This is a genomic window from Ruegeria sp. BHSC043 (assembly GCF_059612985.1).
In genome coordinates this window covers 17,506-35,429 of record NZ_JBXWRS010000010.1, presented here as the reverse complement: position 1 = coordinate 35,429, position 17,924 = coordinate 17,506, and the positions used below count along the sequence as shown (strand labels likewise).

15 protein-coding genes are annotated in these 17,924 nt (G+C 65.1%); 4 read left to right on the top strand and 11 right to left on the bottom strand.

Annotated elements, in window-relative coordinates:
* Positions 1-107 precede the first annotated feature (107 nt).
* Genes AC2FMM_RS14195 through AC2FMM_RS14185 form a run of 3 tightly spaced genes read left to right on the top strand, consistent with a single transcriptional unit; the run spans position 108 to position 2,391 of the window.
* Complete coding sequence (locus tag AC2FMM_RS14195; RefSeq protein WP_496687874.1) at positions 108-767, top strand: Tim44/TimA family putative adaptor protein; 660 nt, start codon at positions 108-110, stop codon at positions 765-767.
* Positions 764-1,804, top strand: coding sequence for a murein transglycosylase A (mltA, locus tag AC2FMM_RS14190; protein ID WP_496711028.1), 1,041 nt, complete (start codon positions 764-766; stop codon positions 1,802-1,804). Before AC2FMM_RS14195 ends, mltA begins: the two co-directional genes overlap by 4 nt.
* Positions 1,804-2,391 (top strand): Smr/MutS family protein, encoded by a 588-nt coding sequence (locus tag AC2FMM_RS14185; RefSeq protein WP_496796908.1) that lies wholly within the window; start codon positions 1,804-1,806, stop codon positions 2,389-2,391. Before mltA ends, AC2FMM_RS14185 begins: the two co-directional genes overlap by 1 nt.
* On the opposite strand, the gene AC2FMM_RS14180 is transcribed toward AC2FMM_RS14185, so the two are convergent.
* The 4 genes from AC2FMM_RS14180 to hslV form a co-directional block, all read right to left on the bottom strand.
* Positions 2,388-3,608 (bottom strand): MFS transporter, encoded by a 1,221-nt coding sequence (locus tag AC2FMM_RS14180; protein ID WP_496796907.1) that lies wholly within the window; start codon positions 3,606-3,608, stop codon positions 2,388-2,390. The genes AC2FMM_RS14185 and AC2FMM_RS14180 overlap by 4 nt on opposite strands.
* Positions 3,605-4,702 carry an alpha/beta hydrolase gene (locus tag AC2FMM_RS14175; RefSeq protein WP_496796906.1) on the bottom strand — a complete coding sequence of 366 codons (1,098 nt, stop codon included), beginning with the start codon at positions 4,700-4,702 and terminating at the stop codon, positions 3,605-3,607. The genes AC2FMM_RS14180 and AC2FMM_RS14175 overlap by 4 nt, the downstream gene beginning before the upstream one ends.
* A gap of 102 nt (positions 4,703-4,804) precedes the next feature.
* Positions 4,805-6,112, bottom strand: coding sequence for an ATP-dependent protease ATPase subunit HslU (gene hslU, locus AC2FMM_RS14170; protein WP_496796905.1), 1,308 nt, complete (start codon positions 6,110-6,112; stop codon positions 4,805-4,807).
* Positions 6,113-6,467: 355 nt separating this feature from the next.
* Positions 6,468-7,025 (bottom strand): ATP-dependent protease subunit HslV, encoded by a 558-nt coding sequence (gene hslV, locus AC2FMM_RS14165; protein WP_496796904.1) that lies wholly within the window; start codon positions 7,023-7,025, stop codon positions 6,468-6,470.
* Between the two features lie 197 nt (positions 7,026-7,222).
* Between hslV and AC2FMM_RS14160 the strand changes: the two genes are divergently transcribed.
* The gene (locus AC2FMM_RS14160; protein WP_496687885.1) at positions 7,223-7,417 is read left to right on the top strand and encodes a DUF1127 domain-containing protein; all 195 of its coding nucleotides are present in this window, start codon (positions 7,223-7,225) and stop codon (positions 7,415-7,417) included.
* Positions 7,418-7,544: 127 nt separating this feature from the next.
* Here the strand turns inward: AC2FMM_RS14160 and trxA are convergent, their stop codons facing one another.
* The 7 genes from trxA to AC2FMM_RS14125 are packed head-to-tail and all read right to left on the bottom strand — an operon-like array spanning position 7,545 to position 17,906.
* Complete coding sequence (trxA, locus tag AC2FMM_RS14155) at positions 7,545-7,865, bottom strand: thioredoxin (protein ID WP_490361043.1); 321 nt, start codon at positions 7,863-7,865, stop codon at positions 7,545-7,547.
* 60 nt (positions 7,866-7,925) lie between these two features.
* A complete protein-coding gene (addA, locus tag AC2FMM_RS14150; RefSeq protein WP_496796903.1) occupies positions 7,926-11,285 on the bottom strand; it encodes a double-strand break repair helicase AddA in 3,360 nt (1,119 codons plus the stop codon).
* Positions 11,282-14,209, bottom strand: a complete 2,928-nt coding sequence (gene addB / locus AC2FMM_RS14145) for a double-strand break repair protein AddB (protein WP_496796902.1) — start codon at positions 14,207-14,209, stop codon at positions 11,282-11,284. Before addB ends, addA begins: the two co-directional genes overlap by 4 nt.
* Complete coding sequence (locus tag AC2FMM_RS14140) at positions 14,202-14,888, bottom strand: nucleotidyltransferase family protein (RefSeq protein WP_496796901.1); 687 nt, start codon at positions 14,886-14,888, stop codon at positions 14,202-14,204. The genes addB and AC2FMM_RS14140 overlap by 8 nt, the downstream gene beginning before the upstream one ends.
* Complete coding sequence (locus AC2FMM_RS14135; protein ID WP_496796900.1) at positions 14,885-15,889, bottom strand: aminoglycoside phosphotransferase family protein; 1,005 nt, start codon at positions 15,887-15,889, stop codon at positions 14,885-14,887. Before AC2FMM_RS14135 ends, AC2FMM_RS14140 begins: the two co-directional genes overlap by 4 nt.
* The gene (gene tsaE / locus AC2FMM_RS14130; protein WP_496683638.1) at positions 15,886-16,356 is read right to left on the bottom strand and encodes a tRNA (adenosine(37)-N6)-threonylcarbamoyltransferase complex ATPase subunit type 1 TsaE; all 471 of its coding nucleotides are present in this window, start codon (positions 16,354-16,356) and stop codon (positions 15,886-15,888) included. The genes AC2FMM_RS14135 and tsaE overlap by 4 nt, the downstream gene beginning before the upstream one ends.
* A 41-nt stretch (positions 16,357-16,397) precedes the next feature.
* Entirely contained in the window at positions 16,398-17,906 is a 1,509-nt protein-coding gene (locus AC2FMM_RS14125; RefSeq protein ID WP_496796899.1) for a PAS-domain containing protein, read from the bottom strand.
* Between the last annotated feature and the right edge of the window lie 18 nt (positions 17,907-17,924).

Sequence of the window (17,924 nt, the reverse complement as noted above, 5' to 3'; positions counted from 1 at the left end):
TGCGCTATCCTTTCCCATAGGCCGGGCTGTGGACTTGCCACCAACAGTCACCTACATAGTGACCAGAGGCCGCGTGCACAAAGTCTCGGTGCTGAAAAGAGGACGAAATGAATTCACCCCTGATCCAGCTTCTGGTGCTGGCTGGCATTGCCATCTTCCTGATCCTGCGCCTGAAAAGCGTGTTGGGCACGCGGGAAGGTTTCGAGAAACCGCCCGTGCCGCAGCAACCTGCCCCCAGCAAGTCGCGCCGGGATTTCGAGGTGATCGAAGGCGGCCCCGATCGCGACATCACCGATCATGTCCCCGAAGACAGCGAAATCGCCCAGACCCTGGCCGCGATGAAGCGGGTCGAACCCAGCTTCTCGGTTAGCGAGTTCCTGCAGGGCGCACGCGGCGCCTACGAAATGATCGTGATGGGATTCGAGCGCGGCAACCTGGACGAAATTCAGCCCTTCCTGGCCGAAGATGTTTTTGAAACCTTCGTGTCCGTCGTGGCCGATCGCGAAGACAAGGGCCTGACCATCGAGGCCGAGTTCATCGGCGTGCGCGAGATCGCGCTGGTGGACGCGCAGTTTGACAAGGACACCAACCGGGCCGAGATCACCGTGCGCTTTGTCGGTGAACTGACCTCGGTCGTGCGCGACCGCGACGGCAACATCGTCGAGGGCAACCCCAACACGATCAAGCGCCAGAAGGACAGCTGGACATTTGCCCGCGTCATGGGCGCGGACGATCCGAACTGGCTGCTTGTCGCCACCGACGCATGACGGGACGACTCCGGTCGCTGATTGTGGCGGCGATTCTGGCCGCCGCTCCCGCCGCCGGGGCCGAGACCACGCGGTCGATCCTGACCTTCGATGACCTGCACGGCTGGGCCGAAGACGATCATGCCGCGGCCCTGTCGGTATTCCTCGAGACCTGCGGCGATCTGGACGACCCCGACTGGCGGGCGCTGTGCGCCACCGCGCGCAGCCACAAGCCCGAGGCCGCGCGGGCCTTCTTCGAATTGTTCTTCCGCCCGGTTCTGATCAAGGACGGCAAGCCGCCCCTGTTCACCGGCTATTTCGAACCCGAACTCGATGGCGCGCGCCAGCGCACCGACCGGTTCCGCTTTCCGGTCTACCGGATGCCGCCCGAGGCCCGCGGTGACGGCCCCTGGTTGACCCGGCAAGAGCTGCTGACAGGCGATGTCATGCAGGGCCGCGGACTCGAGATCGCCTGGGTCGATGACCCGGTCGAGCTGTTCTTTCTGCAGATCCAGGGCTCAGGCCGGATCCGCCTGCCCGACGGGACCGCGTTACGGGTGGGGTATGGCGGCGCGAACGGCCACCCCTATCGCTCGATCGGGGTCGAGATGGTGCGGCGGGGCCTGCTGGGTGCGCATGAGGTCAGCGCCCGGATGATCCGCGCCTGGGTCCGCAAGAACCCCGAAGCCGGGGCCGAACTGCTGATGCACAACCCGTCCTACGTGTTCTTCCGCGAGGTTTCGCGCGTGGCGCCCGACCGGGGCCCGCTGGGAGCAATGAACCGGTCGATCACCGCGATGCGCAGCGTGGCGGTGGATCCGGCCTTTGTGCCGCTGGGTGCGCCGGTCTGGGTCGAGAAAGACGGGGCCGTGCCCCTGCGCCGCCTGATGATTGCGCAGGACACCGGTGCCGCGATCAAGGGCGCACAGCGGGCCGACATCTTTTTCGGCACGGGGGACGCCGCGGGCCAGGCGGCCGGACGGCTGAAGGATCCGGGCCGCATGGTGGTGCTGCTGCCGATCCAGCGCGCCTATGCCATGTTGCCGGACGAATTCTGATGACCCGGCGCAAACTGACCGCTGACGAGATCGAACTGTGGCGCAAGGTGGCCCGCCAGACCGAACGGCTGCACCCGGAACTGCCGCAGTCGGTGCATCCGACCACCCTGCCCAAGCCCACGCCCAAGAAACCGCCCAAACCGCGGATCGAGCCGTTCCAGCTGGGTCAGAACCGACCTGGGCCCGCGCCGGACCATCGTCTGAAGCCTTCGGTGGCCGAGGGGCTGCGGGCTGCGCCCGTGCAGATGGACAGCAAGGCCTTCGCCCGGATGAAGCGCGGCAAGCTGAAACCCGAGGGCAAGCTGGACCTGCACGGCATGCGGGTCGACACGGCGCACCCGGCGCTGATCAGGTTCATCCTGTCGGCTCAGGCCTCGGGAAAGCGGCTGGTTCTGATCGTGACGGGCAAGGGCAAACACCGCGACGAGCCCGGCCCGATTCCGACTCCGCGCGGGGTGCTGCGCAATCAGGTGCCTCAATGGCTCGCGTTGCCGCCGCTGGCGCAGGCGGTGCTGCAGGTGGCGCCGGCCCATGTCAGCCATGGCGGCGAAGGGGCCTATTACGTCTACCTGCGCCGGATCCGCTAGAACAGCCGCTGCGCCCGGTGGATCCCGGCCCAAACCAGCGCGCTGGCCAGCATGAAAAACCCGGCGATCCATTGAAACTGGGTGGTCAACGAAACGCCCTTGTCGATCAGTGCCCCGGTCAGGCCCGGTCCGATGGCCGATCCCAGCACCATGACCGCAGCAGCCATGGCCTTGATCGCGCCGATGTGGCGGGTGCCGTAGAACTCGGCCCAGAAGGCCGCGGGCAGCGTGCTGTTGGCCCCAACCGACAGCGCCAGACACGCCAGTGCCACCACCGCGCCGGGGATTGTGTGTACGACGGAAAATAGGCCAAACCCGATCGCCAGCGGCAGTTGATAGAACGGCATCATCCGGGCGGTACCCCACCTGTCCAGCGCCCAGCCCGAGGCGAACATCGCCAAAATCGACACCCCGGTATAGATCGGAAACAGCGCCACAAGCTGCAGATGCGCCCAACCCTTGATCTGCGCCATATGAACCTGGTGAAAGAAAAAGGCGGTGATGAAGGCCGACGGCCCCAGAAGCGCCGGCGCCATGAACCAGAACAGCGGGGTCCGCAGGGTTTCGGATCGGGTCCAGTGACGGCCCGCCATCCCGGTGGCCGAATGCTGCTGCGCAAGGCTTTGGGGGGTGCGTTCGTTCCTGAGCATCCGCATCAAGGCGGGTACGCCCAACAGCGTCACGGCGGCCGAGGCGACCCACAGCAAGCGCCAGTCAATCAGCGCCATCGCGGCCACGAACAGCATCGGCAAAACCGCCTCGCCCACGGCAAAGCCCAGCGTCGCGATCGACAGCGCCTTCCCGCGCGAGGCGGTGAACCATCGGGTCATCGCCACCATTGCGATGTGGCTGCACATGCCCTGGCCGAACAGCCGCAACAAAAAGATCACAACCGGCAGCAGGACCACCCAGTGGTTGACCGCCATCGCCATCGCCGCCACGGCCAGGCCTCCCAGCACCGCAGCCCCCAGCGCGCGCACGCGGTAGCGGTCGGTCAGCCCTCCGGCCCAGATCATGACCCCGGCCGAAACCAGAGTACCCAGCGCATAGAGGCTGCCCCAGGCGCCGTGGCTCAGGCCGAACTCGGCCCGGATCTGGCCCGCGAAGATCGAGATGAAAAACGTCTGCCCGAAACTGGACAGAAAGGTCAGCAGCACCCCGGCACCCAGCCATGGCGCATTCCCGGCCAGAAAATGGCGCAGCCCCCGCCCGGTCACGGAGAACTGACCCGGACCTGCCCGGTTTCCGTCAGAATCACTTCGGTCGCGCCGGTTCCGTTTCGAACGGCCGGAGGAACCAGCAGGTCGATCCCTCCGTTGTCCTTGCCGAAGGTCCGGCTGACGCGGCGGAGCGCGCCCAGAATTGACAGCAACGCCGGCGAGGTCGCGGCCACGAAATGCGAGGATTCGGCATCGCGGTTGAACACGGTCGTGTCGATGATGCTGATCGGGTATTCGGCGATCCGGTCGGTCGACCGGATATTGCCCAGCCGTTCACTCTTGGCGGTGCCGCGCAGCCGGGCCGAGATGCCTAGAATCCGGTCTTTCTTTGACACCATCACCAAGAACGGATCGGGCGGGTCCTGGATGCTGGCCATCTGCGACCGAAACACATCGACATCCAGGTCGGGCGAGATCAGCAGAACACCTTCCAGGTTGCGCCGTGACCAGCCGGGCTCGCGCAGCTCGGCCTGGCGCATCATCTCCATGGTCAGCGCGGCCCCCATCGAATGCGCCACGATCAGTATGCGCGGAACGCCGATGGATTTAAGCTTTGCCACCGTTTGCTGCAGCCCGTTGTGCGCAAACAGCATGCTGTCCAGATCATAGGCATAACCCGTGCCGCTGCCCCGGCTGGGCCAGGAATAGATCAGGGTCCGCCCCGGCAGCCCGATGTCATGGGCCAGCTGGGCCGCACGAAACGCGGTTTCGGTCTGGGTGGCGTTGAAGCCGTGCACAAAAATCGTGACCTCCTGCGCGCCATTCAGCCGCGCCTTTAGGTCCCGCGGCCCGTCAAATTCTTTCAGCCCGGCCAGCACGAACTGTTTTGCGGGATCAGGGTCGGAATAGGAAAAATCAAGCGTTCCCGGCCGGTGGCTCGGCGGAATCGACACGGTCAGTTCCAGAAACCTCAGATCCTCGGCCCGCCCATAGCCATAGCTGCCGTCCGGTTCGCGCGCACGCGTGGTCGCGACAAAGACGGTCTGCGCAGTGCCAACCTCGAGCGCCTGCGGCAGGATTACCGAAACGGACCTGTCGACACAGGCACCCAATGTGGAGACCCAGACAAGAAGGATCAGAATGCGCAGCACGGAACGGGCCTCGGAACAAATGAACGGCCTACGCATAACGGAACCAGCGGCAGGGTCCAGAGACTTGGGTGGCGACAGACCGCCGATCTTCGGTGGGACCTGTTACAGAACGTAACGGCTGAGATCGGCGGATTTGGTCAATTCGCCCAAATTGTCATCCACGAATTGCGCGTCCACCACGATCTCGGCGCCGGCCTTGTCGGGGGCGGCAAAAGACAGGTCTTCGAACACGCGCTCCATCACCGTGTACAGACGCCGGGCGCCGATATTCTCGACGCTGCGGTTCACCTCGGCCGCGATCCGGGCCAGCGCCGCGATGCCGTCATCGGTGAACGATACGGTCACGTCCTCGGTGCCCATCAGCGCGGTGTACTGGCGGGTCAGGGCGTTGTCGGTCTCGGTCAGGATACGCACGAAATCCTCTTCGGTCAGCGCGCGCAGCTCGACCCGGATCGGTAGCCGGCCCTGAAGTTCGGGCAGCAGGTCCGAGGGCTTGGCGATGTGGAAGGCACCCGACGCGATGAACAGGATATGGTCGGTCTTGACCGGGCCGTGCTTGGTGGACACGGTCGTGCCCTCGATCAGCGGCAGCAGGTCGCGCTGCACGCCTTCGCGGCTGACATCGGCACCGCGCGCATCGGCCCGGGCACAGACCTTGTCGATCTCGTCAAGGAAGACGATGCCGTTCTGCTCGACCGCTTCCAGTGCGGTCCGCGTGACGGTTTCGTCGTCCAGCAGCTTGTCGGCCTCTTCCCCGATCAGGATGTCATAGCTTTCGGCCACGGTCATCCGGCGCTTTACCGTCCGCCCACCGAAGGCCTTGCCGAAGATGTCGCCCAGATTCATCATGCCCATCTGGCTGCCGGGCTGGCCGGGAATGTCGAACATCGGCATGGGGTTGGAATGATCGGCGATCTCGAGCTCGATCACCGTATCGTCCAGCTCGCCCGACTTCAGCTTCTTGCGGAACATCTCGCGGGTCGCCTCGCGGGCGTCCGAGCCGGCGATGGCCTCGATCACCCGGTCCTCGGCGGCCTGGTGCGCCTTGGCCTTGACCTCTTCGCGCATGAATTCGCGGGTCTGGATGATCGCGGCATCGGCCAGATCGCGGATGATCTGTTCGACGTCGCGGCCGACATAGCCGACTTCGGTGAACTTGGTCGCCTCGACCTTGATGAAGGGGGCGCGGGCCAGCTTGGCCAGGCGGCGGCTGATCTCGGTCTTGCCGACGCCGGTGGGGCCGATCATCAGGATATTCTTGGGAAACACCTCTTCGCGCAGGTCATCGGGCAACTGCTTGCGGCGCCAGCGGCTGCGCAGCGCCACGGCGACGGCACGTTTGGCTTCTTTCTGGCCGATGATGAAACGGTCCAGTTCGCTGACGATCTCGCGCGGGGTCAGGTCGGTCATGAATAGATTCCTACTAGGGCCAAGAAAAGGAGGGCGGCAACCAGTAAGACAGCCCACCATAGATGCCGAACAGTCTTTCTTAGGGAAACAAGCTCAGCTTCAAGTTCGGATGCCGTGGCTGCTGCTAGTGCCGAATCTTGCCTCGCATGTGCAAGCAATCGGTTTTTCTCTGCCTCGCTCAGTGAATACTGTGTGTCCGGCTCGCCAAAATATCCTAAATCTTCTCGCAGAACATTTTGAGCCAGAATCGAGGCACGTTGAATAGCGGGCCTCGTCCGGCCGAGCTCCTTGTCGATTCCTGTCTGGATTTGCGAAGCTATTCTGAAAGCCTTGTCGGCCTCGTCGCTTGAGCGGGTCACTTCTTAATAGTCTCCACGGTGAGGTTGCCGTTGGTGTAGACGCAAATATCGGCGGCGATCGCCATTGCGTCGCGGGCCACCTGTTCGGCGCTCTTGTCGCTGTCCATCATCGCCCGCGCCGCCGCCAGCGCGAAATTGCCGCCCGACCCGATCGCGGCCACGTCATGTTCGGGCTCCAGCACGTCGCCCGCCCCAGTGATCACGAACATGTCCGCCCCGTCGGTGACGATCAGCATCGCCTCGAGCTTTTGCAGATACTTGTCGGTACGCCAGTCCTTGGCCAGCTCGACCGAGGCGCGGGCCAACTGGCCCGGTGTCGCCTCAAGCTTGGCCTCGAGCCGTTCCAGCAGGGTGAAGGCATCCGCCGTCGATCCGGCGAAGCCGGCGACGATCTCGAACCCGCCGGGCGACAGGCGGCGCACCTTGCGGGCGGTGCCCTTGATCACGGTCTGGCCCAGGCTGACCTGCCCGTCACCCGCAATGACGACCTCGCCGCCCTTCTTGACGCCGATGATCGTGGTGCCATGCCATCCGGGAAAGTCGTTCTCAGCCATCCAAGCCTCCGTATCCGTTGCCGACCTATATGGGCCGGGCGGGCGATCCGCGCAACCCGTTCTCAAACTGCCCAAAAGATATGCAATCTGCGCAACACGGGGTTGTCGGACCAGCAATTGTGAGTCGCCCCCGGCAGGACTAGATGGGGCCTGCAACCGACATTGGATCGGCTGCTTCAGTTGAAGGAATGCGCAAAATGGCAACCACCGCAAACATCCATGCGCCGCTCGGAGCAGCTACCATCCTGCACGTAGTGGACGCTTTCATCCGCGTCTATGACTCGGTTGTTGAATGGAACACCAGCCGCAAGACCCGCAAACTGTTGTCGCGCCTGAGCGACGAACAGCTGGACGACATCGGCCTGACCCGCGCCGACATCGCCAAGATCTGAGCGGCACGCAAAGTTATCTCCCCAGAAAGGGCCGTCCGAAATTTCGGGCGGTCTTTTCTTTTGTCCGGTATGGCCGCAAAAAAGGCGCCCTTGGCGGGGCGCCTTATGTCCTTGGGATCCGGTGCGATCAGATCGATTCTTCGATCCAGCTTTGCAGGGCGGCCTTGGGCGCGGCGCCTGCGCGGTTTGAAACCACCTGACCATTCTTGAAGATGAACAGCGCCGGAATGCCGCGCACGCCCATGGCCGCGGCCGAGTTGGGGTTGCTGTCCACGTCGACCTTGGCGATCTTGATCTTGTCGCCGTATTCGGCCGCCAGCTCTTCCAAGGCGGGGCCGATCTGCTTGCAGGGGCCGCACCACTCGGCCCAGAAATCCACCACGACGGGGACGTCCGAGTTCTTGACTTCGGCGTCAAAGGTTTCGTCGGTTACGGCTACGGTCGACATATTCTGTCTCCTGAATGACATGCGCTTGGGAGTAGAACGTAGGTGTCCCCAAGAGGGAGGTCAAGATATCTGGGCACGCCCCAAGGCCTCCGTCACAAGATCGTGTGGCAGCCACATCAGACGCGCCGTCCGGGTCCACAGGATCGCGGTGCGGATCTCGCGACCGGGATAGATCTGCGACAGCGCGGCGGCATAGGCGCCCATCTGGCGCAGCAAGCCTTCGGGGCAGGTCTCGGCCCGATCGGGAACCGTGGCGTTTGATTTGAAATCAATGACTTGCACCACGTCATCCGTCACGATCAACCGATCGATCACCCCGTGGATCCGACGACCGTCCAGAGTGGCCGAGACGGGCACCTCGGCCAGCGCGGCCGGTGCAAAGACGGGGGCCAAGTCCGGTGCGGTCAGCACGCCCGACGCCTCGGCCAGAAGGTCGCGGCGGTCGCCGTCCTGCATATCGGGCAGAAGCCGGGCGCAGAGCTGATCCCACCGGTCGCGCGGCGCCTCGGCCAGATGTTCGAGCAGCAGGTGCAGGCGGGTGCCGCGCAGCTTGGCGGCCTCTTCCTCAAGCCCGGTCTCGCCCGGCAGGGCCTTGGCCCCGCCCAGATCGGACGGGCTGAGCGTTTCGGGATCGGGTATCGGCTCGGATGCGGGCCGGTGGAACAGGTCCGGTAGGATCTCCTGCGCCGGTTCCGGGGTCGGGCGATGGTCCAGTGGCAGACCCTCCCAATCGCCATGCGCCAGACGGCGGATGCCGGTGCCCGGGATCTCGGTGGCCCCTGCCCGGCCCATCGCCTCTTCGACGAGCTGGTACCAGCTGGACCCGTCCTTGCCCAGATCGCCGGCAGCCGCCACGATCAGCCATTTCTCGGCCCGTGTCAGTGCGACGTACAGCAAACGCAGCCGCTCGTTTTCCTCGCGTTGGCGCGCGTCTTCGCGGGCACGGGCAATCAGGTTCGGCGACAGGTCGGCGGACACCTTCCACAGCGGCGTTCCGTCGGCGACCATGATCTCGGCATCGCGGGGCGGCTGCCGCTTGCCGGTGTCCGGCAGGATCACGACCGGCGCCTCCAATCCTTTCGAGCCATGTACCGTCATCACCCGGATCATGTCGCCCACGCCGGTCATCTGGCGCTTGATCTCAAGGTCATCGGTCTGCATCCAGACCAGGAAACCGGTAAGGCTGGGAATGTCTGACCGCTCATAAGCCAGCGCCTGCGACAGCAGCGCGTTGATGCCGTCCTCGGCCTCGGCGCCCAAACGGCCCAACAGTTTGCGGCGGCCGTCATGGCGGGTCAGCACCCGTTCGATCAGGTCATAGGGGCGCAGAAAGTCCACCTGCCCGCGCAGATCGTTCAACACAGCCAGCGTTTCGGGAAAATCCCCGGCGCGTTGGCGCAGCGCCGCCCACAGGTACCTTTCCTGCCGGCGATGAGCGAGGTCGAACAGCATCTGCTCGGACCAGCCGAACAGCGGCGATTTCAGTACCGTGGCCAGCGACAGGTCATCCTCGGGCGTGGCAAGGAAACTCAGCAGTGCGGCCAAATCCTTGACCGCAAGTTCCGCGCCCACCTTCAGCCGGTCGGCCCCCGCGATCGGCAGACCCTGGGCCTTGCAGGCGCGGATGATCTCGGCGAACAGGTCCGAGCGGCGCTGCACCAGGATCAGAAAATCCCCCGGCCGCACCTTCCGGCGCACGAATGTACCGCGCGTGGGGCCGTCTTCGGGGATGGTTTCGCCGGCGTCGATCATGGCCTTGATGCGCGCGGCGATCTGGTTGGCCAGGATCACCGTGTGATGCTGCGCCGCGGGCCGATCGACCGGGTCGGTCCAGTCGCCCTCGTCCGCGTCCTCGACCTTTTCCACCACCGGCCACAGATCGACCCGGCCCGGCAGATCGGCCTTGAAGGCGCGGTGCTGGGACTCTTTCTGAAACCCCGCCTCGGCGTGGTTTTCGAACAGGATATCGACCAATGACAGGATGGCGCTGGAGGAGCGGAACGAATATTCCAGCGTCCAATCCCACAGTTTAGAGCCTGATTCCTGCAATTTCCGCCCAAACTCGGCTTGCATCCGGTCAAAGGCCTGCGGGTCGGCCCCCTGAAAGGAATAGATCGATTGTTTCTTGTCGCCGACCACGAAGATCGTCCGCTCGACCCCGGACCGTGCGCCCTCGCCGCTGGTGAATTCCTGTGCCAGTTTCTCGACCACATCCCATTGATCAGGGCTGGTGTCCTGCGCCTCGTCCACAAGGATGTGGTCGATCCCGCCATCCAGCCGGTACAGCACCCAAGCGGCCACCGCCGGGTCGTTCAGCAACAGGCGCGCGCGCAGGATCAGGTCGTCGAAATCCAACCAGCCGCGCAGTTGCTTGCGGCGCTCGTATTCCGGCAGGAACGCCGCCGCGAAGCGGTGCAGCACCATGGATTTGCGCGCGGCTGCCAGCGCCAGACGCCCTTCCCGCGCGGCCTCGACCCGCCGCATCAGCGACTCGAGCGGATCCATATGCCCTGCCAGGACCCCCTCGCGCAGCGCCTTGGTGGGAAAATTGCCGATCTTGGCGGTAAAGGGCTCTTTGGCGGATTTTCCGGTCAGGAACACGTCTTCCAGCACCGGCAACTGACCCAAGGCGGGTTCGGTGAAGCCCGACAGTTTCTCGGCCGCCTTGGCGTCGGTCTTGCCGCCGCCCGCCAGCGCCGGAAGGATCGACCGGATCAGTTCGACCTCGCCGCCCAGAAACACCTGCGCCAGCAGCGCGTCCTCGTCGAACCTCTCGGGCAGGCCAAAACGGGCCAGCAGGTCGGGCCATTGCAGCGCGGGCTTGAACAGGGTGCGCTTCTGGGCGATCGCGGCGGTCAGCTTGTCAAAGCCGGTATCGGTGATGTGGCGGGCCACATCCTCGATCAGGCGGGCCTGTGGGCCTTCGGCGAAATCCTCGACGATTTCCTCTCGCAGAAGGGCCGCGGCGCGGTCTTCCATCTCGGAAAACTGCGGGCTGACCCCGGCCTCCAGCGGGAACCGCCGCAGCAGCGAGGCGCAGAACGAGTGGATCGTCTGGATCTTCAACCCGCCCGGCGTTTCGATGGCACGCGCGAACAGGGTGCGGGCACGGGCCAGGCGGTCGGGGTCGATTACCCCTTCGACGCCCAGTTCGGTCAGTTGCCGCAGCAACGCCGCGTCGTCCAGCATCGCCCATTCGCCCAGCCGTTTGAACAGGCGGTTCTGCATCTCGCTGGCGGCGGCCTTGGTGTAGGTCAGGCACAGGATGTGCTGCGGCTGTACACCATCCAGCAGCAGCCGCGCCACGCGATCGGTCAGAACCCGCGTCTTGCCCGAGCCCGCATTGGCCGCCAGCCAGGTCGAAGCATCGGGCCGCGCCGCCTGAACCTGCCGTTCGGTCGCTTCGTCGCGCGGGGTCATGTCAGATCCTCGGGCTTGGTTTCGGCGGTGCGGTCCCATTCGCCGAACCGCGCCAGGTGGTCATAGTCGCCCACGTCGCTGTCCTTGTGCATCATCCGGCGCGAAGAAAACCCCTGATCAGGCTCTAAATAGGCAGAAATCAGCTCTTTCAGCTCGGCCAGAACCTTGTCGGGCGGCTCTTTGTCCAAAGGTGCCGGGACCTCTTTGTAGGTGCCGCCCATACCGATGAACACGGCGCTGGCCACGGCCATCGGGTCAAAGCCGTCGATCCCGCCCTGCTCGGCCATCGCGGCCTCGATCAGCAGCTGTTTGTCGAACTTGGCCTGCTGCGATTCCGAGGGTGGCGTGCCGGTCTTGTAGTCGATGATGGTCAGGGCGCCGCGGCTGTTGCGGTCGATTCGGTCGGCGCGGCCATTCAGAGTGAACCCAAGCGGTTCCAGCGTCAGGCGCATCTTGGCCTCGAACGCGATCGGGCCGCCGTCGCTGCGGCGGCTGATCTCGGCGCGCAGAAAGTCGTCTGCGATCCGCTCCAGCCGCGCCAGCCACAGTTTTCGGGCGGTAGGCCAGGCGACATGCTGATCCAGAAGCGCCTCGGCCCGTTTCAGGAAATTGTCGCGGGTCAGCAGCGCGCCGTCCAGCACGCTGTCCTTGACGAAATGTTCCAGGATCTCGTGGATCACGATACCGCGCAGCAGGGCGTCGGGCGCCTGCACCAGCGGGTCCAGCGGTTTCAGGCGCAGGACGTGCTTGGCATAAATCGCATAGGGGTCGCGGATCAGCTTCTTGATCTCGGTCACCGACAGGCGGCGCGGGCGCGCGGCCGCCGGCGGGCGCGGTGAAGGACGCGGTGCGGCGGCGATCCGGGGCGCCTGTTCCAGCATCTCGGACCAGCGCAGCCATGTCTTGCCCCGGTCGCGCATCTGTTCAAGCGCCGCGCGGCCGCCTTGATCCGGCAGGCCCTGCAACAGGTTGGTCAACCGGTTCAGCCAGCGTGACGGCACGGTTTCGGCATCATCCGAGCGCACCGCGCGGGTCAACCAGACCTCGGGCGCGCCGATGGCCTGCTGGAAATCATGGGCCGACAGGCCGATGCGCCGTTCCGGCAGCAGCAGGCCGGCACGGTCGCGCATCTGGCGGTTCAACCACGGGTCGGGCGCGGGGGCCTCGGGCCAGCTGCCCTCGTTCAGCCCGCCCAGAATCAGCAGGTCGGCACCCTGCACGCGCGCTTCGAGCGTACCCCAGATCATGATCCGCGGGTGGGGGGCGTCGCGGTCGCGGACCTCTTGCCCGGCCAGCAGCGCACCCAACAGATCGGCGAAATCCAGCGCCGTCATCTCGCCGCCGTGCTCGGCCTCGTCCGCAAGGCCCGAGATCACCGCCAGAGCCGCTTGGCCTGCATTCTTGTCCCACAGCTCGCCCGCGCCGGCGGTTCCGGCGCCAGCAATAGCTTCGGCCAGATCGCGCAGGCGCTGCACCCAGTCGGTGAGCGGCAGGGTGCCGCTGATCTGCTGGTCGCAGAAATTGCGGATCAGCCACTGGGCCCACGCATCGGGTACTTCTTTTTCGACGGCAAAGCCGGTCAGGCTGGCGCGGTCGGGGAAGGGCGGGCCATTGCGGCGCAGGTGCAGTTCTAGATCGCGGCTGTGCAGCAGATGGGCACCGCGGTCGCCCGCGCTGTGGCACAAGGGGTGTTTCAGCAGGGTCAGCAGCGCCTCGGCATCCAGACGGCGCGCGAACAGCCCAGCCACATGACGCAGGAACCGGCCCGGCGGCGACAGTTGCAGCGGCAGGCCGGCACTGTCGTCGGGCAGGATGTTCCAGCGGTCCAGCGCAGCGCTGACCTGGCGGGTCAGCATCCGGTCGGGGGTGATCAGGGCAGCAGTCTGTCCGGTCTCGGCCGCCTGCCGCAGGCGCAGGGCGATGGCCAGCGCCTCGGCCCGCGGCGATTGCGCCTCGACAAGGGTGATGTCGCGCGTCGCGGCATCAAGATCGCGCAGCCGCGGGCCTTCGCTCATCCAGGCATCGGTAATCGGGGCCGGACGCAACGCCAATGAAACCAGACGGTTGCGCGCGGGCGAGGGGGGCTGGTCCGGGGTCCAGGCTGCGATCTGATCCGGCTCCAAGCCCAGTTCTGTCATCAGCTTGCGGAACCGGTATTGCGGGTGATCTTCCGAGGTCATTGTCGAATCCAACCGCTCCCAGACATGGGCGGGCTGGTCGAAATCGTACCCGGGCAGGATCAGCGCCCCCTGCGGCAGCCGCGCCACCGCTTGCATCAGCATCAGCGTGGCCCCGCGCGAGCCGGTGGACCCGGCCAGGATCACCGGGTGTTGCGGCGGCGCGTCCTGCCAGCGGGCGATCAGGTTTTCGACCACGCGGCGTTGGCGGGCCTGCACGTCCAGGCTGCCATCCTCGGTCTTCAGGAACTGGTCGGCGATGCCGATGAAGGCCTGCGCCCGTGCCCAATGGCCCGACAGGTCGGTCACGTCCAGCTGCCGGATCGCCTCGGGCGAGACGCCTTCGCCCTGCATCTCTTCGATCAGGGCGGCGAGGCTGTCGGACAGGTCGAACAGCGACGACCGCGCGGCCAGGTCCGGTTGCTGGTCGAGCAAGCGGGACACCAGTTGCGTCAGTTCCAGCCGTCGCCGCAAGGGCGGCACGGCGGGCGGCACCTGATCCAGATCGACGCTTTCGCCGAGATCAGTCACCAGCGAAATGCGGGGCAACAGGCAGGGCGGGCCCTGATCGAACAGCTCGCGCACGCGGCGGGCCATGCGGCGGGTGTTCAGCACCAGTTGTACGCGGGCCAGTGCCTCGGGCGGGTGGCCATCGCAGCGCGCCCGCAGCCCGCGCACCAGTGCCTGCGGAAAATCCGCGCCGGGGGGCACTGCAAAGACCCGAGGGGTGGCGCCGGGTTCAAACATCGGCCAGCATCTCCTCGGCCAGAGCGATGCCTTCGGGGCGGCCGACATCGCACCAGCGCCCGGGATACTGCAGCCCGTACAGCCGTCCATCGCGCTGCATCCGGTCCCACAAAACATTGAGCGAGAACGCTTTTTCCGGAATTTCCGCCAGACCGTCGGTCTTGAGGATCTGAATGCCGCCATAGACGTGACCCGGCCCGCGTGCAAGCCGGCCTTCGGGGTCGACCTTGAAGTCTCCGGGGCCTGCATGTCCGATCGTCTGTGCGATCGGCACGCAGATCAACAGCGCGTCCATCCGCGCCGGGTCCCAGGCCGCCTGCAGCAACTCCAAAGGGTTGGGCCCGGACCAGATCGCATCGGTATTCATCGTGAATACCGGCCCCGGACCCAGCAGTGGCAAGGCTGCCCGCAACCCGCCGCCAGTTTCCAGGATTTCCGGCTGTTCGTGTGACAGCAGAACACCACGCGGCGCCAAATGATCGGTCAGTTGATCGGCCATGTAGTGTAGGTTCGCGACCACACGGCGCGGCCTCACCGCATCCGTCAACTCCAGCGTATGGTCGATCAGCGGCCGTCCGGCCACCGGGATCAGCGGCTTGGGTCGGGTGCGGGTCAACGCGCCCATCCGGGTGCCGAAACCGGCGGCAAACAGCATCACGGCCTGCGGTCTTGCGGTCATGCGCCCCTCAGACGTGCCAGGTTTTCCGGGGTGGGTTCGGGCAGGGCCGAGCGCAGCAGGTCGGCCAGGGAAATCAACGCGGGATGTTCCAGATCGCGCATCAGATGCGCCCAGGTGGCCGGGATCAGATCGATGTAATGCGGCTTGCCATAATCCATGGCCAGCCGGGCGAACACGCCGAGAATGCGCAGGTTCCGCTGGACGCCCAGAACGCTGTAGGCAGTGCGGAAGTCATGATCGTCCACGCCGGTGGACGCGATGTAGCGCTGGATCATCTGCATCTCGACTCCTGCCGGCACGGCGCGCCGGACATCCTGCAGCAGCGACACCAGATCATAGGCCGGATGGCACAGCATCGCGCATTGGAAATCCAGCAGGCCGACCCGGCGGACCCCATCGCGATCCTGCAGCCAGATCAGGTTCTCGGCGTGGTAGTCCCTGAGCGTCACCACCCGTGTGCCCGAAGTTTCCTGATGCAGGATGTCGGCAAAGCGGTGTTCGAACCGCGCCCGGGCGTCGGCATCGCGCCTGCCCAGAATTCCTTCCGCATATTTGGTGAAGGCCAGTGCCGACAGTTCGGTCATCAGGGATGGATCATAGCTGTCCAGCGCGGGCAAGGAGGCGGCGTGCAAATGCACCAGAACGTCGGTGGCGGCGTCGTACAACGCGCGCTCTTTCGCGGGCGCGCGTTCCAGCACCCGGGCGAACAGCTCATCACCGAAATCTTCCAGCAGCAGAAAGCCGTGCTCGGCATCCTCAGCCAGGATTTCAGGCGCACTCAGACCGATGGAATTCAGGTAGCGGGCGACCTTGACAAAGGGCCGGACGTCCTCGCCCTTGTCCGGGGGCGCATCCATCAATACAACCGTCCTTCCCGTGTCGGGATCGGTCAGCCGCTCGTAGCGGCGGTTGGACGCGTCGCCAGCCAGCGGTTGGCGTCGTGCTCCGGACCACGGGGTCCGCCCCAGGAACGCCTGGATCAGGTCTGCACGGTTGGTCATACGGAAAACTCCAGCTTGTCAGCCCATTTCGGATCGGACCAGGACAGTGTCAGATGTCGCGTTTCCTCGTGGGCCGCGTCGGTTTTAAACGTGACCAACAAGGCCGACTCCGGCCGCAGATCGCCCAGCTTTTCTGGCCATTCGACCAGACAGATCGCTGTGTCGAACGCCTCGGTCAGGCCCAGTTCGACGATCTCGTCGGCCGAGGTCAGGCGATACAGGTCGGAATGCCATATCTCTCCGGTGGCGCCGTCATAGACCTGAACCAGGGTGAAGGTCGGTGATGGAACATCCTCGGGGACCGGCAGGACCGACCGAATCAGGCTGCGGGCGAAATGGGTCTTGCCGCTGCCTATGGGTCCGTCCAGCAGCACCACGTCGCCGGGGGCCAGCCGTTGGCCCAGTTCCGCCGCCAGGCGCGACGTCTTTTCGGGCGAGTCCAGGGTTATCGAAACAGGCGAATTCATGGCGCCACAATGGACGCGCCGCACCCCCGCTGCAACCCGGTTCAGGCCGGGATCTGCATCATTCCTCTGGCCGGGTTTTCCGCCGGTTCGACCGAGAAACGGACGATGGTCGCGCCGTTCTGGATCGGGGTCACCGTGCAGGATACGGGCGTCCCGTCCGACTTGCGGATTTCCGCGCTCCACTCAGCCCGGTCATTGCGCATTTCGATGAAGTCGCGAATTTCGCCCAGAACCGGAGTCGCCTGGCATTTTTCCTGCCAGCTGCGGATGAGGTCCAACACGGTGGCGGGCTGGAAACCCTCTTCGTCCGGCTCGTTCCAAAGCTGGTGATAAGCATGGTTGGTGAAGGCCAGAGTCCCGTCATCGGCGAAAACGGCGATCGCGTCGGCCAACTTGTCGAAGACCGACTGCATCAGGTCCATCTCCGACCGGAAGCGCCGGGTCAGGGTGATCTCGGCGGTGATGTCCTCGAACAGAAAAGCAACGGCGCCGTCGGGATGCGGGCGGCCGCTGACCGAATAGACCGATCCCGAGGGCAGCGACCAGGTTTCCTGATAGTTGCCGCCTTCGGCCGCTTCGAGCAGGTCGTTCATCTGGCTGCGCCAGCTTCGATAGTTCTTGGGTTCGGGCATCATGTGCTGGTCTCGCAGCCTGTCGAAAAAGCTGGAAAGGCTGGGGCGGCAGCTGAGAAAGTCGGGCGGCAGCGCCGTCAGGTCGATCAGTGCTGGGTTGAACAGCGCCAGCTGCCGGTTGCGGTCGAAGATCGCCAACCCGATCGACAACTGCGCGAAGGTCTTGGTCATGGTCTGGACGAATTTGCGCTGGGCGGTTTCGGCCTCGACGATCGCGTTTACGTCGACGGCATAGTGCAGCATGCCCTCGTCCAGTTCGATCTGCGTCAGATCGAACCACAGCCTGTTGTCGTTGCCTTTGACCGGAATGGAAACGCGGGTCTTCCGTCCGGGCCGGGTTTCACCCGCGAGATCGGGAAACATGGGGTCGGTCAGGTCGGTATCGGGCCCCCGTACCTTGCGGGCCAGCGTTACATACGCAGCGTTGCACCAGCTGACCCTGTTCGACCGGTTCAGAAGCCATACCGGATAGGGCGCCTTGTCCATGGCCAGGCGGATCGGGTCGCTGGGGTCGCGGCGAATGGGCTCGGGTGCGCCGGCCCGGTCGCGCAGGCGCACCCGTACAATCCCGTCGATCCATTCGCACAGAACTTCTCGCTCGACCGTGCAGTCGATGGCAGACACCACCATGCTGCCCTGCTCGCGCACCAGTTCAGGAGACTCGGGAAAGGCGGGAAAGTCCCTCTGCAACAGGCGACTGAGATCGTTCCAGTCATTCACCGACTCGAATCCGGACAGGGCGATGTCGGAATGGCTGATCAGGCGATCGCCATCGAACAGAAACACCGCATCCAAAAGGGATTCGGGCGCCGACAGGCCAAAGCTGTCATCGCGGGGCCGGCGCCGCGGCAACAGCCACTGCAGCGCCAGGCTTGACGAGACCAGGCTGATCGCGGCCAGAATGATCCAGTCTGCCATATTCCGTGCACCCGAAAA